General features: G+C 56.3%; 17 protein-coding genes. All 17 read left to right on the top strand.

From position 1 onward, the window contains the following. The first annotated feature begins 62 nt into the window (after positions 1-62). The gene (tssB, locus tag G0034_RS13145) at positions 63-587 is read left to right on the top strand and encodes a type VI secretion system contractile sheath small subunit (protein WP_014884233.1); all 525 of its coding nucleotides are present in this window, start codon (positions 63-65) and stop codon (positions 585-587) included. Positions 588-590: 3 nt separating this feature from the next. Further along, positions 591-2,090 (top strand): type VI secretion system contractile sheath large subunit, encoded by a 1,500-nt coding sequence (gene tssC / locus G0034_RS13140; RefSeq protein ID WP_014884232.1) that lies wholly within the window; start codon positions 591-593, stop codon positions 2,088-2,090. A 65-nt stretch (positions 2,091-2,155) separates the two neighbouring features. Then, positions 2,156-2,662: a type VI secretion system amidase effector protein Tae4 gene (locus G0034_RS13135; RefSeq protein WP_014884231.1), complete on the top strand. Its 507-nt coding sequence runs from the start codon at positions 2,156-2,158 to the stop codon at positions 2,660-2,662. After that, on the top strand, positions 2,659-3,084 hold the full coding sequence (locus G0034_RS13130; protein ID WP_071922130.1) for a T6SS amidase immunity protein Tai4 family protein: 426 nt from the start codon (positions 2,659-2,661) through the stop codon (positions 3,082-3,084). Before G0034_RS13135 ends, G0034_RS13130 begins: the two co-directional genes overlap by 4 nt. A 179-nt stretch (positions 3,085-3,263) precedes the next feature. Further along, positions 3,264-3,746 carry an Hcp family type VI secretion system effector gene (locus tag G0034_RS13125; protein ID WP_014884229.1) on the top strand — a complete coding sequence of 161 codons (483 nt, stop codon included), beginning with the start codon at positions 3,264-3,266 and terminating at the stop codon, positions 3,744-3,746. Beyond that, positions 3,697-4,215, top strand: coding sequence for a hypothetical protein (locus G0034_RS23415; RefSeq protein WP_286079216.1), 519 nt, complete (start codon positions 3,697-3,699; stop codon positions 4,213-4,215). Before G0034_RS13125 ends, G0034_RS23415 begins: the two co-directional genes overlap by 50 nt. A gap of 113 nt (positions 4,216-4,328) precedes the next feature. Then, positions 4,329-5,318 carry a hypothetical protein gene (locus tag G0034_RS13120; protein ID WP_045134164.1) on the top strand — a complete coding sequence of 330 codons (990 nt, stop codon included), beginning with the start codon at positions 4,329-4,331 and terminating at the stop codon, positions 5,316-5,318. Then, positions 5,312-5,728: a hypothetical protein gene (locus G0034_RS13115; protein WP_179120938.1), complete on the top strand. Its 417-nt coding sequence runs from the start codon at positions 5,312-5,314 to the stop codon at positions 5,726-5,728. The genes G0034_RS13120 and G0034_RS13115 overlap by 7 nt, the downstream gene beginning before the upstream one ends. A gap of 87 nt (positions 5,729-5,815) precedes the next feature. After that, the gene (gene tagH, locus G0034_RS13110; RefSeq protein ID WP_057057963.1) at positions 5,816-7,570 is read left to right on the top strand and encodes a type VI secretion system-associated FHA domain protein TagH; all 1,755 of its coding nucleotides are present in this window, start codon (positions 5,816-5,818) and stop codon (positions 7,568-7,570) included. After that, positions 7,567-8,364, top strand: a complete 798-nt coding sequence (locus G0034_RS13105) for a PP2C family protein-serine/threonine phosphatase (RefSeq protein WP_014884226.1) — start codon at positions 7,567-7,569, stop codon at positions 8,362-8,364. The genes tagH and G0034_RS13105 overlap by 4 nt, the downstream gene beginning before the upstream one ends. Before the next feature lie 16 nt (positions 8,365-8,380). Next, positions 8,381-9,373: a hypothetical protein gene (locus tag G0034_RS13100; RefSeq protein ID WP_045281207.1), complete on the top strand. Its 993-nt coding sequence runs from the start codon at positions 8,381-8,383 to the stop codon at positions 9,371-9,373. A gap of 9 nt (positions 9,374-9,382) precedes the next feature. Next, complete coding sequence (locus G0034_RS13095; protein ID WP_179120937.1) at positions 9,383-10,195, top strand: type VI secretion system accessory protein TagJ; 813 nt, start codon at positions 9,383-9,385, stop codon at positions 10,193-10,195. Next, positions 10,188-10,751 (top strand): type VI secretion system baseplate subunit TssE, encoded by a 564-nt coding sequence (tssE, locus tag G0034_RS13090; RefSeq protein WP_014884223.1) that lies wholly within the window; start codon positions 10,188-10,190, stop codon positions 10,749-10,751. The genes G0034_RS13095 and tssE overlap by 8 nt, the downstream gene beginning before the upstream one ends. 2 nt (positions 10,752-10,753) lie before the next feature. Then, complete coding sequence (tssF, locus tag G0034_RS13085; protein WP_179120936.1) at positions 10,754-12,625, top strand: type VI secretion system baseplate subunit TssF; 1,872 nt, start codon at positions 10,754-10,756, stop codon at positions 12,623-12,625. After that, positions 12,622-13,665 carry a type VI secretion system baseplate subunit TssG gene (tssG, locus tag G0034_RS13080; protein ID WP_023330605.1) on the top strand — a complete coding sequence of 348 codons (1,044 nt, stop codon included), beginning with the start codon at positions 12,622-12,624 and terminating at the stop codon, positions 13,663-13,665. The genes tssF and tssG overlap by 4 nt, the downstream gene beginning before the upstream one ends. A 38-nt stretch (positions 13,666-13,703) precedes the next feature. After that, a complete protein-coding gene (tssH, locus tag G0034_RS13075; RefSeq protein ID WP_179120935.1) occupies positions 13,704-16,319 on the top strand; it encodes a type VI secretion system ATPase TssH in 2,616 nt (871 codons plus the stop codon). Between the two features lie 24 nt (positions 16,320-16,343). After that, on the top strand, positions 16,344-17,762 hold the full coding sequence (locus G0034_RS13070) for a serine/threonine protein kinase (protein ID WP_047344654.1): 1,419 nt from the start codon (positions 16,344-16,346) through the stop codon (positions 17,760-17,762). The last annotated feature ends 9 nt before the right edge of the window (positions 17,763-17,771 follow it).

Below are 17,771 nucleotides of genomic sequence, written 5' to 3'. Positions count from 1 at the left end.
TATGACGACAGGCATGGAGCCTGCCGTTTCACCTTCACCGCGCATCTTTGATGGAGAACATCATGGCAATGAGTAACAGTGGGCAGAAATTCATCGCACGTAACCGTGCCCCCCGCGTGCAGATCGAGTACGACGTAGAGATCTACGGTGCAGAACGTAAGATTCAGCTGCCGTTTGTGATGGGCGTCATGGCCGATCTGGTCGGTAAACCGGTGGAAAACCTGCCGGCGGTCGACGATCGCAAATTCCTTGAAATCGACATCGACAACTTTGACGAACGCATGAAGGCGCTGAAGCCGCGCGTGGCGTTCCAGGTGGATAATACCCTGACCGGCGAAGGTAAGCTCAACGTCGATCTGACCTTCGACAGCATGGACGACTTCCTGCCGGACGCGGTGGCCCGCAAGGTGGAGCCGCTGAACAAGCTGCTGGAAGCACGTACTCAGCTCTCCAACCTGCTGACCTACATGGACGGCAAAAACGGCGCGGAAGAGCTGATCGCAAAAATTCTGCAGGATCCGACGCTGCTCAAATCTCTGAGCCAGTTGCCGAAAAATGACGACAGTGCGAAAGGTAGCGAGGAATAATCGATGAGCAACCAGACTCAACAACATGAGCAGCAGGCGGGTCAGGCCTTCAGCCAGGATGAATTCAGCGCGCTGCTGAACAAAGAGTTCCGCCCGAAAACCGATCAGGCGCGTTCTGCCGTGGAAAGCGCGGTCAAGACCCTGGCACAGCAGGCGCTGGAGAATACCGTTACCTTCTCTAACGATACCTATCGCACCATTCAGAACCTGATTGCCGGTATCGACGAACAACTCTCTCAGCAGGTGAACCAGATCATTCACCACGAAGAGTTTCAGAAGCTGGAGAGCGCCTGGCGCGGTCTGAGCTACCTGGTGAACAACACCGAAACTGACGAGATGCTGAAGATCCGCTTTATGAGCATCTCCAAGCAGGAGCTGGGCCGTACCCTGAAGCGCTTCAAGGGCGTGGGCTGGGACCAGAGCCCGATCTTCAAGAAAATCTACGAGCAGGAGTACGGTCAGTTTGGCGGCGAGCCGTTTGGCTGCATCGTGGGCGACTACTACTTCGACCACAGCCCGCAGGACGTTGAGCTGCTGGGCGAAATGGCGCGCATCGGCTCTGCGGCACACTGTCCGTTCATCACCGGTACCGCACCGGGCGTGATGCAGATGGAGTCCTGGCAGGAGCTGGCTAACCCGCGCGACCTGACCAAAATCTTCCAGAATACCGAATACGCGGCCTGGCGTTCACTGCGTGAATCTGAAGATGCCCGCTACCTGGGGCTGGTGATGCCGCGCTTCCTGTCGCGCCTGCCGTATGGCATCCGCACTAACCCGGTCGACAGCTTTGATTTTGAAGAGCAGACCGACGGCGCAAACCACAACAGCTATTCGTGGGCGAACGCCGCCTATGCGATGGCGGCCAACATCAACCGCTCCTTCAAAGAGTACGGCTGGTGCACCTCGATTCGCGGCGTGGAGTCCGGTGGGGCAGTCGAAAACCTGCCGTGCCACACTTTCCCAAGCGATGACGGCGGCGTGGACATGAAATGCCCGACCGAGATCGCCATCAGCGACCGCCGCGAAGCCGAGCTGGCGAAAAACGGCTTCATGCCGCTGGTTCACCGGAAAAACTCCGACTTTGCTGCCTTCATTGGCGCGCAATCTCTGCAAAAACCGGCCGAGTACCACGATCCGGATGCCACCGCGAATGCGCGTCTGGCCTCTCGTCTGCCGTACCTGTTCGCCTGCTGCCGCTTTGCCCACTATCTGAAGTGCATCGTGCGCGACAAAATCGGCTCCTTCCGCGAGCGCGAAGAGATGGAACGCTGGCTGAACGACTGGGTAATGAACTATGTGGACGGTGACCCGGCGAACTCCTCTCAGGAAACCAAGTCCCGTAAACCGCTGGCGGCTGCGGAAGTGCAGGTGCAGGAGATTGAAGACAACCCGGGTTACTACGCCGCGAAGTTCTTCCTGCGTCCACACTACCAGCTGGAAGGCCTGACCGTTTCCCTGCGTCTGGTTTCTAAACTGCCGTCGCTGAAGACGAAAGACGCGTGATGATGATTGCCGCCGGGAGGCCATGCCCGGCGTTTGCTTTATAGCATGGAAATTTGAGAGGAAATATGACCGCGAGACCTTCGTTTGTTGCTGCCTGGGCGGCGGCAACACGTATTTACGATGCAAATGATTCTATCGGCAAAGTTAAGCAAGTTATCGGCGGCAAGGTTAAGCACAACTTCGAAATACCGCAAGATCAGGGCGGGTGGTCAAATAGTTGTGCCGTACGCATGAGTTATGTTCTTAACTATACCGGACATCCCGTTCCGCGTATTGCAAATCTCACGGTATCCGGTGCTGATAATAAATGGTACTTCTACCGCGTAAAGGATGTCATTGCCTGGTTGACGCGCCAGTGGGGAAAACCTGACATGGTCGTGAGTTATCCTTCCTTACCCGTTCAGCAATTAGCCAACAAAAAGGGCGTAATTCTGTTTGAGGTACAGGGCTGGAGTGACGCCGCAGGTCATGCCACATTCTGGAATGGTTTAACCTGTTCAGATCACTGTTATTTCAATGCACCGGAGACGAATTACACGACGACCAAAGCCAATTTTTGGGAGTTGCCATGAAAAAAATAATTGCCAGTCTACTGTTGCTCACCAGTTCCGCCTCTGTTTATGCAACTGACGATCCGGTGTTCTTTGTCAAAAAAATGCCTTATAAGCAAGTTATTAAAGACGTTGTTTTTTCTCGCTGCCTGGCACAAGTTTCAGATGATAAAAGCCAGTTTTCTCTGGATGCTGCCCGAAGCAGTAATGCATTACTGGAATGGGTACCTTTCGATATTGAAAATGGCAATGACAAAATTAATGCCCTTATTAATAAATATAAAGGCGCAACTAATGCCTTTCATTCTGAGATAAAACCCGATGTCAAAGGCGTAACGTTAAACTGTCTACGTCTTTATCATAGCGACGAACTTAATAAACTTGCACCTCAATTAATTATCGGCAATCCTGACCGCACCTGGCTTCAGGATAACCCGCAGTAGTAAAGACTTCACATTCTTTCCATTTATTCAGGGGGAATGTAAGACTGTCAAATGACACGGGTCATTTGATATGAGGCAGAGGTAAAATATGGACGGTTTTATTCAGCCCCATGCTTTCCTGTTTGCCATATAAGTGCTTTTTCGAAAGCAATATTGTTCATCCACGAAGAGTAGATATTATGGCTATTGATATGTTTCTGAAGGTCGAGGGTGTTACGGGCGAATCTAAAGATTCTAACCACACCGGCTGGACTGATATTACCTCCTTCTCCTGGGGCGCTTCCCAGCCGGGTAATATGAGCGTTGGCGGTGGCGGCGGTGCCGGTAAAGTAAACTTTAACGATCTGCACGTTAACGCTCTGATCGACAAATCCACCACTGCAATCCTGAAACACTGCGCCAGCGGTAAACACCTGACCAAAGTTGAACTGTCCGTCTGTAAAGCCGGTGGTCAGCAGGTGGAATATACCCGCATCACGCTGGAAGATGTGCTGGTGACTTCTGTTCAGTACACCGGTGCAGACAACGGCGATACCGTTGGTGTGACCTACGCGTTCCAGGCTGCGAAAGTGAAACAGCAGTACTGGGAGCAGACCACTGCCGGTGGTAAAGGTGCTGAAAGCAGCGCTGGCTGGAACATCAAAGAGAACAAAGAAGCGTAATTGCGCATGTGGCCGGGGAGTTTTCCCCGGCCATTATGATTGGTTCACTATTCGGCGTGTTTTTGCGATGGAAAGAGCGTTAACGGTTATACCCATTGTATTATCATGTAGCGCCTGCATATCCCATCCTGCTCAGTTTCAAAGTTTAACTGTTAAGGTGGAAAAAAATGTACCCTGTTTTGGGATTTCGAATGACATGAGGCTAAGTGAGCCTGTGTTAGTTTACGAACCTTCTATATCTCGACGTGTAGGTACCAAATGGGAAATTGCTTTCTCTCCAGGAACATTTCCTTCCACCCACATTTTAAACTCTGAAGAGTGTCTTCGCTGGGATAAAGTGGACTGGCAGTCAGGGGAATATGATGTGGTATTGAAGGCGAGAACTCATAATACGGAACTTCGCTATGCGGCTCGCTTTATTCTCAGTGTAAATGCCAAAGGTGAGTTATCGCTAGCCAAAACAGAGTAGGAGAGTTTTTAAACGTTGCCGTTTTTTAAGAAAACATCAACGTTTGGATGCTGGTTCACCTCCATTTTTATTTGAATGCGAGTGCTTATTTGTGAAAATCAATGGGAATGAATATGGCTAGTCAATCATTAGTTAATCCGGGATATTGTATTGTTCAGCAACCCGGAACCCTGGATTTCCAGGCAAGGCTTTTATTCAATAATCCAAATAGTGATGCTGCACGTTATTTCATGCAGGTTAATAGTGATGCGCAGTGGTCAAAGCCTGGGCAGATGTTGATTCTAGATGTGCCGGGAAGTAATAATTCTGTGCAACTTAAGCAATTACAGCTTGCTAAAAAGAAAGTCAATGGTGCTCTGGCCGATCTTAACTCTGGAGAAGCGAATTTCTTTAACCAACATTTTAGTACTATAGCTGCAGTCACTAATTTTATGGATAAGTCCCTTGGTGTCGTTGCTGATGCAGGCGAAAAATATTTTAGTGAAATAGAAAAAAAACTTAAATCCATTGAGTTGGCTTACCAGAATCAGTACAGAGCACAAGGGACATTGATAAGCCAACAGTTTTTTGTTGAGCGTCAGCGCCTCTTTTCTGAGTTGGATGGTTTATTAAACAAATTGTCTCGTCTGACCTTAAAGATGAAACCTTATAACGAATTGAAGCATGCATTAGGCTTGTCAAGCAGATCCATTGTTCATGAATGGAGTACAGCCGGAGTCGCTTCTATTCGTGGTTATTCAACATATATCGATAATGCCTCTAAGGCCGCTCGTTTTCTTAAAGCGGGAGGGTGGCTTGCAATAGGTTTTGCAGGTGCAAATACCACTAATGAAGTTTACAATGCCTGCACCGCGGGACGAGAGCAGAGTTGCTCTAAAGTTGCTGTGAAAAAATACAGCAGCTTTGGTGCAAGCCTGGCAGGGGGTATTTACGGTGGTAAATACGGAGCCATGGCAGGTGCTGGTGTATGCGTTGCGCTTGGTGTTGCGACGGGGGGCGTAGGACTGCTCGCCTGCTCCATTGTCGGGGCAGCTGCAGGTGGATACGTTGGTGGTGAGATAGCGGGCGGAGCGACTGAGTATATGATGGATAAAATATGGTGAATAGAGAGAATTTACTATTATTTCTTATCGTGGTTTTATTGTTGATTGTTATAATTATGGATCTGCTCAGTTCTCGTTATTTCAAAAAACACGAGGCTGATTATAATCAGTTACTTTCAGACTATCGGCGCAAAGGATATGATCTGGATCTTGTAACCGACTATGCTTCTTTTTTTGGTTCGCTGGCTAATTATCAAAAAATAATCTGGTTCGTTCGCCTTTATAAAGGCATTAAAATGAAATTTACGCGTGAAAGGCTTGTTCAGGAAGAAGCTTATAAATATGTGCAGTCGTTGCCTGAAGAAAGAATTGGCTGGATACTAAAGTTACATCGTCGTTATAAGTTACAGGCATTAATATTCACTCTATGGCTCATTGTTGGATTATATTTTATCACCTTTATTAAATAGTTTTGATATTCAATTTCTCAAACGCCGCCGTTCTCACCCCCGAGAGCGGCAGCGTTTGAGCGCTAATCATACCAGCAGGAATACGCCATGCGATTCACGATTATTTCTACGAAACCCGGTCATCAGCCGCCGCAGAGCAGCTGTGATTTTTATGCCCCGGGCGGCACCATTGGGCGCGGTACGGATAACAATCTGGTGTTGCCGGACAATGACCGCACCATCTCGCGCCTGCAGGCCATTGTTCACGTTGACGCCAATGGTGAATGTCGCGTCACTAACCGTGGCAGCGTCACCCGCGTGGTATTAAATGATATTCCGCTGGAGCGGGGGCGTCAGGTTGAACTGCAGGATGGCGACATTCTCGGTATTGATGACTACCGTATCGAAGTGGCCGAACTTATCCACGACACGCAGCCGGTGAGCCGCATGGCCGCCAGCATGCAGCAGCAGGCGCATCCGACAGCCGCGCCAGCGCCAGCATCGCAACCGAAGCCTGCGAACCCTGCGCCACGCGGTAAAGCGGAACCAACTGCCGTGCCGTCGGAAATCTGGGATAGCCTGATGCAGGAGTTTTCCATCTCCGACAGCATCTCCAGCAACCGTGCAAAACCGCAGTCAGCGGCTTCGCAGGATCCGTTCTCTCAGCCTGCGGCGCCGGAGCGTAATGCTGAAGATCCGCTGGCGATGTTCAACGACAGCGATCCCACGCTTGAGCGTAAGAATGTCGACCCGGACACGCTGTTCGGCGAAGAAACGCTGTTCAAAAAAGAGAGCATTTTCGACGACGTGACGCCTTCCACGCTGGTGCCACCTGTTGAGACTCAACCCGCCCCTAAAGAAGAGGCGGTAGATGAACTCGATCCGCTGGCGCTATTTGGTGGCAAGGCCAGCGCGCCGGCTGCACGCAATGATGACCCGCTCGGGCTGATGGGCGGGGCGCCGTTAACCCATCCGGATGACATCACTGACGAAAAGCCAGCGCCTGAGCCTGAGCATGAGGAAGACGTCCTTGCCGGTTCCCCGCTTTTTGCCCCTGAGCCGCAGGAAACGCCGCGTGCAGAAGAGGAGCCGGTGAGACCAGATTACGCAGGTTTCACGATGCCTACGCCGCAGGCCGTTGCGCGCAGCAGCGCTCAGACCCCTAAGGGCCGACTGCGTATCGATCCGGTAAATAACGCTGCCTCCCCATCTGCTACCGCGAACACTGGAGAGAAGGGCGATGTGTTGCAGGGGGAACTGCTGCAGGCACTGCTGGAAGGGATGGGGCTGAGCGAAATGCAGCCTGTCCCGCAGTTTGACCGGGAAAATATGCGTCAGCTGGGGCAGATCCTCGGCATGTTCTCTCAGGGCACCGTGGCGCTGCTCTCCTCGCGCTCTATTCTTAAACGCGGCGTAAAAGCCGATATGACCATGGTGCTGGACGATGCCAACAACCCGTTCAAGCTGTTGCCGACCGGGAAAACGGTTCTGATCCAGATGTTTGGCACCCCGATGCCGGGCTTTATGCCGCCAACGAAATCCGTGCGCGATGCGCTGATCGATCTGCAGGCGCACCAGCTGGGCATGATCTCCGGCATCCGCGCCATTATTGCTGCGATGCTGCAATCCTTTAATCCGGAACAGCTGGAAGAGCAGGCGAAGCAAAACGGCATGACCTCGCGTCTGGCGCTGCCGGGCAGCCGTAAAGCCGCCCTGTGGGACTATTTTGTTCGCAGCTATGGCGAGACGGCGGGCGAGATTGAGGATGACTTCCACACCCTGTTCGGCGAAGCCTTCCTTCATGCGTATGACATGGAGGTGAATCAGTACAAAGACTCACAGAGCGGATCGGAAGACAAATGAATATCGCAACGGCTTCTCTCTCCCGCCAGGGGACGCGCGCCAGCAACCAGGATCAGACGGGAGAAACCATAGGGGAACGTTCAGCCTGCTTTGTCGTCTGTGACGGCATCGCTGGCCTGCCGGGCGGTGAGGTGGCCGCTGAACTGGCCCGCAACAGCATTATTTCCCGCTTCGATGGCGACAAACACCTTAACGCGCAGCATATCCGTGATTATGTGCAGACCGCGAATCGCACCATTCTCAGTGAACAGCAGGCCGTTCAGGATTATCGCCGGATGGGCACGACGCTGGTCAGCCTGTTTATTGACCGTGATTATGGCCTGGCCTACTGGGCGCATGCCGGAGACAGCCGTCTTTATCTGTTTCGCCGGGGATGGCTGTGGCATGTCACCACCGACCACAGCCTGGTGCAGCAGATGAAAGATGCCGGGCACCAGACCGACAACCTGAACAGTAATCTGCTCTATCTGGCGCTGGGGATTGAAAACGGTGGGCCGGAAGCGAGCTACAGCGATGTCGTGCAGGTCGAAGACGGCGATGCATTCCTGCTCTGCACCGACGGGTTCTGGCACGGCGTCAGCGAAGAGCAAATGAAGCAATCGCTGCATATGGTCAATACGCCCCAGGAATGGCTGACCTTAATGAACCAAATCATTCAAAAGAATGGCGAGCAGGAGGGGAATGCGCAGGATAACTACACCGCCCTGGCGGTATGGATGGGCAACCCTCAGGACACCACTTTGCTGCATACCCTCTCTGATGCAGCACAATTTCTTCCCTGCGGAACTGATTAGACACACAAGGAACGATATGAAACTTTGGCTATCGGGTTTGGCACTTCTGGCGGTGACCTCCACCGCGCAGGCTGAGAATTTCCGCATCGTGCAGTCTCCTGCGCAGAAGCTGGATATCTGGATCGACAACATCAAAGACAACACCCCGCAAAGCTGGTGTAAGCCGGAGGTGGCACTGCGCATCGTGGCGAACGGCAAGAAGGATGTCTCTGTGCTGGAAAACTTCGTGCCACGCCTTGGCTCACTGCTGGAACACCAGTGCAGCAAAGTGAACACGCTCAGCTGGACGCTCAACGATCCGGCGGGAACGACGCTGGCGCAAGGAGCCGCCGCCAAAGCGCAGGAGTGGGCGCTGGTGGTGAAACAGCAGCAGGCGACGCCAGCCGTGACGACGACCACTGCCAGCGGGGCGTTAATGCCGCCGGATCAAAACGTTGCAACCCATACGGTTGCCGCTGACCGCACGCCGTGGCAGGAGTTTACCCTCCAGGACGGCTGTCACCTGCGCACCTTCTGGGAAGGCGGCGCATCCGCACCGGCGCTCTTTATTCCGGATTCTGATACCACCCGCTGCGGCAATGGCAGCTGGCTCAGCGGTCACACCGTGATCTCCCAGTCCCGCAACGGCGGGCAAAAAGAGATGGCTGTGACGTACATTCATGGCTTCCCGGTCATGGGGCTGAATCAAAACGCTGACCCGGAAAACGCGCTGATCACCTCCGTCAACAAAGAGCGCATGGTGTTCAGCACCCCAAACAGCGACCAGAGCTGGATGATCCTGCCTTACGATAACGCGCTCAACGGCTGGAAAAGTAACGGCACGGTGGCAGTAGAGATTTCCCGTGAAACCGCCAGCGATGATGCAAAGCTGCAGGCGCGTATTGCGGCGGTGAAGAAAACCTGGAGCGCCTGGGTCGCACCCGGCACCTCACTGAATATCGTTTTGATTGACACCCTGCGCCCTCAGCTGCGCGATCCGGCCGTGGGCGCATGGCGCGCGGCGAATTAAGGAATGGTTATGAATACGCTCTATCAACAGCTGGCGCGTGAAACGCTCAATGACGCGCTGGCGCGTCTGGAAGCCGGGATCAAAGCCCGTCCGGCAGATGCCGACCTTCGCGCCGCGTTCGTGCAGTTTTTAACCCTCAGCGGCAACTGGACCCGGGCGCTGACCCAGCTGAAAAGCTGGCTGGCGCTGAAGCCTCAGACGAAGCCGACCGTCACACTGCTGGAGCAGGCCATTCAGGGTGAGCTGCAGCGTGCGCAGGTGATGGCGGGCCAGGCGCGTCCAGCCATGCCTGAATCTCAGTGGCCGTGGCTGACCACGCTTGCCGCCGCGCTTAACGAAGAGGGCGAGCGCGCCCAGGCGTTGCGCCTGGAAGCCCTTGAACAGGCGCAGGCAACGGCGGGACACATCATCCTTGAAAACGAGGAGACGCAGGCGTTTGACTGGCTGATGGACGGTGATGCCCGTCTTGGTCCGGTGTGCGAAACCCTTGTTAACGGACGCTATTTCTGGCTGCCGTTTAACGCTATTGCGGAGATCCGTTTCCAGGCGCCCGCCAGCGTGACCGATCTGGTCTGGCGTCATGCGCTGGTCCGTCTTACCGACGGTACCGAGCAGGTGTGCCAGATCCCGGCGCGCTATCCTTTTGCGGCTGATGCCCCGGATGCGGTCAAACTGGGGCGCACTACCGAGTGGCATCCGCTTGATGAGAGCGGCAAGCTGTATGAAGGGCTGGGTCAAAAAGCCTGGCTGAGCGAGCAAAGCGAAAGCCCGCTGCTGTCGTTAAGCCTCGTGACGTTTGCGACGGACGGAGCCGATGAGTAATCCCGCTGGCGAAGGCGATCTGCTGCGCAGCGGCTGGCAGGCCCGCAGCAAGCAGGATAAGGTGGGGGCGCGCGACAAAATGCAGCCCTCGCTGCTGGATCGCCTTACGGATAACGACCCGGAAAAAAAGCGCGAGCCAGCCAACAGTAATCTGATCACCCACGCTGCGCTGCGTCGCAATGTCCTGCGGGATCTGCAGTGGCTGTTTAATACCATCAACCATGATGCCTCCGGCGATCTGAGCGCCTTGCCGCAGGTGAGCCGCTCGGTGATCAACTTCGGCGTCGCGCCGCTCGCAGGTAAGCGAATGTCAGATATCGAATGGCACGATATTCAGCGCAAGCTCACCGAGGCCATCATCAATTTTGAACCGCGCATTTTGCCGCAGGGATTGCAGGTGCGCTGTGTGTCGGATACCTCCTCGCTGGATCTGCACAACGTGCTCTCCATTGAGATAAAAGGGCGTTTATGGTGTGTGCCGTACCCGCTGGAGTTTCTGTTTCGCACCGATGTCGATCTGGAAAACGGCCATTTTGAACTGAAAGATGCGGGGTAATCATGGAAAGTAAACTGCTCGAATACTACAACCGTGAGCTGGCCTACCTGCGTGAAATGGGGGCCGAGTTTGCCGAGCGCTACCCAAAAGTCGCCGGACGACTGGGCATGCGCGGCATTGAAGTGGCGGACCCGTACACGGAACGCCTGATGGAAGGTTTCGCGTTTCTGACCTCCCGCGTGCAGATGAAAATGGATGCCGAGTTTCCGCGTTTCTCCCAGCGTCTGCTGGAGATGATCGCGCCGAATTACCTCGCGCCAACCCCCTCAATGGCGATTGCGCAAATCGAGCCCGACAGCAGCCGGGGCGACCTGAGCAATGGCTTTATGGTGCCGCGCGGCACCATGATGGACAGCCTGGCGCTGAAAAAGACCGGCGTAACCTGCAGCTATACTACGGCGCACGAGGTTAATCTGCTGCCGCTGAAAATTGACAACGTGGAGCTGGGCGGCGTGCCTGCTGACCTGCCGCTGGCACAGCTGGGGTTAAGCCAGCGGGGGATCAACAGCGCGTTGCGGATCCGCATTGCCTGCGACGGCCCGCAAAACCTCGGCCATCTGAATTTCGACCAGCTGACGTTTTTCCTCAGCGGCCCGGACATTGAAGCGCTGAAGCTGCTGGAGCTGGTGATGGAACATCACGCCGGGATCGTCTGCCAGACGGTCAGCCCGCAACCTCAGCGACAGCTGCTGGCGTCGGATGCCCTGTGTCAGGAGGGCTTTGCCGCGGATCAGGCACTGCTCCCGGACGATCTGCGCAACTTTGACGGTTATCGTCTGCTGCAGGAGTATTTCGCGTTTCCAGCCCGTTTCCGCTTTATCAGCCTGAGCGGCCTGAGCACGCTGATCCAGCGCTGTGAAGGCGAAAAAGCCTTCGATATCTTCATCCTGCTGGATAAATCAGATGAACAGCTGGAGCGCGTGGTGGATGCCAGCCATCTGGCGCTGCACTGCACGCCAGTCATCAACCTGTTCCCGAAGGTGGCGGCGCGTCAAAAGCTGAATGAAGGCCAGCACGAATACCATCTGGTGGTCGATAACATCCGCCCGCTGGATTATGAAATTTACGCGGTGAATAAAATCTTCGGCAGCGCGGACGGTCAGCGTGACGACCAGACGTTTCGTCCTTTCTGGAGCACCTGGAGCGGGGATGCGGGCAACTACGGGGCCTATTTTTCCCTGCGCCGGGAACAGCGCGTGCTCTCAGAGCATGCCCAGCGCTACGGCACCCGTACCGGCTATATCGGTTCAGAGGTGTTTGTTTCGCTGGTAGATGAACAGCACGCCCCGTGGCAGGAAAACCTGCGCTACATCTCTGCCGAGGTGCTCTGCACCAGCCGCGACCTGCCGCTGATGCTACAGCAGGAGCTTGGGCAGTTCATCATGGCCGACTCCATGCCGGTGAAATCGTTGACCCTGCGTAAAGGCCCGACGCCACCGCGTCCGGCGCTGGCAGAAGGGTTCAGCACCTGGCGGCTTATCAGCCAGCTGCAGATGAACTACCTCAGCCTGATGGACAGCGAGAATGAAGAGGGGGCTGCCGCGCTTCGCCAGCTGTTAGGGCTGTATGCCAACCTGGCCGAAACGGCCGTGGCGCGTCAGGTGGAGGGGGTTCGCCACTGCGTGCTGGAGCCGGTTCACCGCCGCGTGCCTGAACCCGGTCCGGTCGTTTTCGCCCGCGGAATCGGCATTACCCTGACCGTAGACGAGCGGGCGTTTTCCGGTGCCAGCCCGTGGCTTTTCGGCAGCGTTCTGGAACGCCTGTTTGCCCGGCTGGTATCCATCAACAGCTTTACTGAGTTCACCCTGAAGAGTCAGCAGCGCGGTGAGATCGGCTACTGGGCACCGAGAATGGGTAAAAGGGCGCTGGTATGAGTGACGCTGCCACTGCACCGCTGCGCGTGCATCGCCTGACGAAGCTGCCGGAGACGTTCTGGCACGGGGTCCGTCAAACGCCCTGGCGCTACGATCTGTTTCAGCTGTTAAGGCGTATTGATGCCCAGGGCGGCGAGCGCTACCCGCTGGGACGCGCGCCGCTGCCGAAATTTGAACCGCTGCGCATCGGCCAGCAGCCGTCGATGAGCTTTGCGCCGTCGACGCTGGCCGAGGTTAGCCTGCGGGAAGAGAGCGGGCTGCATGAGGTGTCTATCCTCAGCTTCGGGCTGTTTGGTCCGAACGGCCCGCTGCCGGTTCACATGACCGAATATGCCCGCGAGCGTATTCATCACCATCAGGACACCAGCCTGAGCGCGTTTGTCGATCTGTTTCATCATCGTCTGACGCTGCTGTTTTACCGCGCCTGGGCGGATGCGCAGCCTGCCGTCTCCCTTGATCGCGCTGACAACAAACGCTTTGAGGGCTACCTGGCCTCGCTGATTGGCATGGGACAGCCGGGCCAGATGAATAAAGGCAGCCTGAGCGCCCATGCCCGCTTTACCCACGCCGGGCATCTGACCCGCCACAGTCGGGATCCGGAGGGGCTGGAGAAGATCCTGCGCAACTATTTTAACGCCCCGGTCAGGCTGGTAAGCAACGTGCCGCAGTGGATGCCGCTCTCCACGCGTGAGCAGGCACAGCTGGGGGAAGGTCGCCGTATGCCGCGCATGGGGGAATCCGCCTTTCTTGGCGTCGCCGTCCGCGACGTACAGCATAAGTTTCGTATTGAAATCGGCCCGCTGAGCGCTGAAGAGTACAACCGGTTTTTACCTGGCGAAGCGTGGGTCACCGAACTGCGCGACTGGGTGCGCCAGTACATTGGGGTGGAGTTTGAATGGGAAACGCGGGTGATCCTGCATGAAGACGCGGTGCAGGGTACTTCGCTCGGCAGCAATGGGCAATTAGGCTACAACACCTGGCTGGGCCTTCAGCCGCAGCCTGTCCCGCGTGGCGATCTGGTCTATCGCGCAGAGCGGTAATCCTTCCGTATACCGAATCATTGTTAATGGAAACTAACATGTCAGAAATTAGCCGTGCCGTGCTCTTCGGCAAACTGGATACGCTGTTATTTACCTCGCTGGAAAGCGCGACTGCCTTCTGCAAGCTGCGCGGTAACCCCTATGTTGAGCTGGTGCACTGGCTGCATCAACTGATGCAACAGCAGGATGGCGATTTGCAGCAGATCATCCGCCACTTTGCCCTCGACGAACAGCAACTGACGCGCGATATCGTGGCCGCGCTGGATGCGCTGCCGCGCGGCGCGAGTTCCGTTTCCGATCTCTCCGAACATATCGACAGCGCCGTAGAGCGCGCCTGGGTCTATGGCTCGCTGAAGTTTGGGGTCAGCCGCATACGTGGCGGCCATTTGCTGATCGGCCTGCTCAAAACCTGGAACCTGGCAAACGTGCTGAAAAGCATTTCGGCGCAGTTCACCCGTCTTAACGTCGAGGTGCTGATCGAGCAGTTCGATACGGTTTGCGCCAACAGCAAAGAGACGCAGCAGGCTGCGGCCACCGTCGAGGCGCCAGCGGGTGCGGTACCGGCAGCGCAGGGTACGCTGGCTCAGTACGGCCAGGATCTCACCGCCCGCGCCCGCGAAGGGAAGATTGACCCGGTCGTCGGGCGTGATGAAGAGATCCGCCAGATGGTCGATATCCTGATGCGTCGCCGCCAGAACAACCCGCTGCTGACCGGTGAGGCCGGAGTCGGGAAAACGGCGGTGGTGGAAGGGCTGGCGCTGCGTATCGCCGATGGCGACGTGCCGGAGCCGCTGCAAAATATTCAGCTGTGGCTGCTGGATATCGGCATGCTGCAGGCTGGCGCAGGCATGAAGGGCGAGTTTGAAGCCCGTCTGCAGGCGTTGATCAACGAGGTTAAGTCCAGCGCCACGCCGATTATTCTGTTTATCGATGAGATCCACACCCTGATTGGCGCAGGCGGCCAGCAGGGGACCGGCGATGCGGCGAACCTGCTGAAGCCCGCTCTGGCGCGCGGACAGCTGCGTACCATCGGCGCCACCACCTGGGCGGAATACAAAAAGTACATCGAGAAAGATCCGGCGCTGACCCGTCGTTTCCAGACGGTGCAGGTTCACGAGCCGGACGAAACGAAAGCCATTTTGATGCTGCGCAGTACCGTATCGCCGCTGGAGACTCACCACCAGGTGCTGCTGCTCGACGAAGCGGTCAGCGCGGCGGTGAAGCTGTCGCATCGCTATATCCCGGCGCGTCAGCTGCCGGATAAAGCCGTTGCGCTGCTCGACACCGCCTGTGCACGCGTGGCGGTCAGCCAGAGCGCGCCACCGGCGCAACTGGAAGATTGCCTGCGCCATCTTGCCGCGCTGGACGTGGAGATTGAGATAGCCGAACGCGAAGCGCGCGTTGGTGCAGGCGTTTATGAGCGCGTAACGGCGTTAATCACAGAACGTGATGCGTATGAAACCAAACGTGAAGCCCTGACCCAGCGCTGGGAAGAAGAGCGCGGTCTGGTGCAGGAGATTATCCGCCTGCGCGCCGCGCTGTTTGCCTCGGGCGAGGAGGAGTCCGCCGGGCTGTACAGCCAGCTGGCGGAACAGCAGCAGGCGCTGAAAACGTTGCAGGGCGATGAGCCGCTGCTGTTTGCGGCGGTAGATGAAAACGTGGTTGCCGCAGTGGTTTCCGACTGGACCGGGATCCCGTTGGGGCGGATGGTGAAAAACGAGATCGACGCGGTTCTGAATCTTGCTGACACGCTGAACCAGCGCGTCATCGGCCAGCGTCACGGTCTGGATCTCATTGCCCGTCGCGTGAAAACCTCGCGGGCAAAACTCGACGATCCCAACAAACCGGTGGGCGTCTTTATGCTTTGCGGTCCATCCGGCGTCGGTAAAACGGAAACCGCGCTGGCGCTGGCGGAATCGCTGTACGGCGGCGAGCAGAACGTTATCACCATCAACATGAGTGAGTTCCAGGAAGCGCACACCGTTTCCACCTTAAAAGGTGCGCCGCCGGGCTACGTCGGGTATGGTGAAGGCGGTGTGTTAACCGAGGCCGTGCGCCGCCGTCCGTATAGCGTAGTGCTGCTGGATGAAATTGAAAAAGCGCACCCGGACGTCCACGAAATCTTCTTCCAGGTCTTTGACAAAGGCTGGATGGAGGACGGTGAGGGACGCCACATCGATTTCCGCAACACCATTATTATTCTGACGTCCAACGTTGGCACTGACCTGATCAGCGCTATGTGTGCCGATCCGGAACTGATGCCGGAACCGGACGCCTTAAGCGGCGCGCTGCGCCAGCCGCTGCTGGAGGTGTTTCCGCCTGCGCTGTTGGGCCGCCTGCTGGTGGTGCCGTATTACCCGCTCAGCGACGCGATGCTGGGGCAGATTGTTCGCCTGCAGCTCAAGCGCATTCAGCGTCGTCTGGAAGAGAATCACAATATCATTTCTGAGTTTGACGACAGCGTGGTGGAACAGATTGTTCAGCGCTGTACCGAGGTGGAGTCTGGTGGCCGCATGGTAGATGCTATTTTGACCAACACCCTGCTGCCTCAGATGAGCCAGATCTTACTTACCGCCAGCCGCAGCGACGAGCAGTACCGACGTCTGCATGTCACCTGCGAGCAGGGCGAGTTTCACTGTCAGTTTGCCGCGTAATAATCATCAAGAGAACTGTAAAAGATGACGGATAATGATAACAATCGGACTGTCCCAAACGCGCTCCCGGTCGGGTACCGCTTCAACGAGTTTGAAATCAAAGAGGTGATCGGCGGCGGCGGTTTTGGCATCGTTTATCGCGCGTGGGATCACCAGCTCGAACGCACTATCGCTATCAAAGAATTTATGCCTTCCTCGCTCGCCGTGCGCGGCGACGACATGACCCTTGTGCTGCGCAGCGAGCGCTTTGGCAAAGCGTTTTCCGCAGGCCTGAACAGCTTCATTCAGGAAGCCCGTCTGCTGGCGCGCTTTAACCACCCGAACCTGCTGCATGTCCTGCGTTTCTGGGTGCAAAATGACACGGCATACATGGGTACGCTGTTTTACAGCGGCACCACGCTTTCGCGCCTGCGTGAAGAAAAACCGGAGCTGATCAACGAGGCCTGGATCCGCCGCACGCTGCCGATGCTGTTTGGCGCCATCAAGACCATCCACGACGAAGGCTATCTGCACCGTGATATCTCGCTGGATAACATCCAGATCCAGGATAACGGCCTGCCGGTACTGCTTGATTTCGGCTCCGCGCGCCGCACCATCGGTAACCTTTCTGACGAAACGGAAACCATGCTGCGACCGGGTTTTGCACCGATCGAGCAGTACACCGACGACAACGAAAGCGAGCAGGGACCGTGGACGGATATTTACGCCCTCGGCGCCGTGCTGCGTACCCTGATCGTGGGTTCTCCGCCGCCGGTGAGCGTGGTGCGTTCTATTCAGGATACCTGCAAGCCGCTGGTGGAAATTATGCCGCAGGGCTATTCCATCCCGCTGCTGCAGGCCATCGACCGCGCGCTGGCGCTGCACATGGAAGACCGTCCGCAGTCTATCGACGAATTCGCCGCGCTGATCGAGATGCCGGTTGCGGGCATAAACGATGTGCTGACGGCGAAAAAACCGGGCACCATGCTGGTACCGGTGGAAGAGGAAAAGCCGGCTTCAGCACTCGACTGGCGTCGTTACAAAATCCCGGGCATGGTTGCCGCAGGCGTGCTGGTGGGTGTGGTCGCCGGAGCGATGTTGTTCAGCGGTGGCAAGGATGCGTCAGAGCAGGCTGCGCAGGCACCCGCAGAGACGCGTCCGACGGAAACCGCCGCGAACGCGCCAGACGTGAAGCCAGAAACGGCGAAGGTGAGCGAGCAGGCGACGGCGCAACAGACGCCACCGCCTGTCGAGAGCCCTGTTGCGCTGGTCTATATCCGTATCCAGGACGGCGAAACGCTGAAAGTGAACGGCGAGCCAAAAGCGCTGCGTCCGGCGACCAACGGCTATGCATCGCTCAAGCTGCCCGCCGGTGAGGCGAAGATTGAACTGCAGGGCAACGGGAGAACGCGCAGCCAGACGCTGGATATTGCCAAGCCGGGCACCTGGCTGGTGAATCCGTAGGAATTTAAA

The sequence above is a fragment of the Enterobacter sp. T2 genome (assembly GCF_010692925.1).
GTDB lineage: Bacteria > Pseudomonadota > Gammaproteobacteria > Enterobacterales > Enterobacteriaceae > Enterobacter > Enterobacter kobei.
Note: the sequence above shows the minus strand (reverse complement) of the source record. Positions and strands in the feature narration are given on the sequence as shown.

Coding starts and splice junctions, on each gene's coding strand:
- G0034_RS13070 (WP_047344654.1), top strand. CDS start 16,344: ATGACGGATAATGATAACAATCGGACTGTCCCAAACGCGCTCCCGGTC.
- tssB (WP_014884233.1), top strand. CDS start 63: ATGGCAATGAGTAACAGTGGGCAGAAATTCATCGCACGTAACCGTGCC.
- G0034_RS13135 (WP_014884231.1), top strand. CDS start 2,156: ATGACCGCGAGACCTTCGTTTGTTGCTGCCTGGGCGGCGGCAACACGT.
- tssH (WP_179120935.1), top strand. CDS start 13,704: ATGTCAGAAATTAGCCGTGCCGTGCTCTTCGGCAAACTGGATACGCTG.
- tssE (WP_014884223.1), top strand. CDS start 10,188: ATGAGTAATCCCGCTGGCGAAGGCGATCTGCTGCGCAGCGGCTGGCAG.
- G0034_RS13095 (WP_179120937.1), top strand. CDS start 9,383: ATGAATACGCTCTATCAACAGCTGGCGCGTGAAACGCTCAATGACGCG.
- G0034_RS13105 (WP_014884226.1), top strand. CDS start 7,567: ATGAATATCGCAACGGCTTCTCTCTCCCGCCAGGGGACGCGCGCCAGC.
- G0034_RS13125 (WP_014884229.1), top strand. CDS start 3,264: ATGGCTATTGATATGTTTCTGAAGGTCGAGGGTGTTACGGGCGAATCT.
- tssC (WP_014884232.1), top strand. CDS start 591: ATGAGCAACCAGACTCAACAACATGAGCAGCAGGCGGGTCAGGCCTTC.
- G0034_RS13100 (WP_045281207.1), top strand. CDS start 8,381: ATGAAACTTTGGCTATCGGGTTTGGCACTTCTGGCGGTGACCTCCACC.
- G0034_RS13120 (WP_045134164.1), top strand. CDS start 4,329: ATGGCTAGTCAATCATTAGTTAATCCGGGATATTGTATTGTTCAGCAA.
- G0034_RS13130 (WP_071922130.1), top strand. CDS start 2,659: ATGAAAAAAATAATTGCCAGTCTACTGTTGCTCACCAGTTCCGCCTCT.
- tssF (WP_179120936.1), top strand. CDS start 10,754: ATGGAAAGTAAACTGCTCGAATACTACAACCGTGAGCTGGCCTACCTG.
- G0034_RS13115 (WP_179120938.1), top strand. CDS start 5,312: ATGGTGAATAGAGAGAATTTACTATTATTTCTTATCGTGGTTTTATTG.
- tssG (WP_023330605.1), top strand. CDS start 12,622: ATGAGTGACGCTGCCACTGCACCGCTGCGCGTGCATCGCCTGACGAAG.
- tagH (WP_057057963.1), top strand. CDS start 5,816: ATGCGATTCACGATTATTTCTACGAAACCCGGTCATCAGCCGCCGCAG.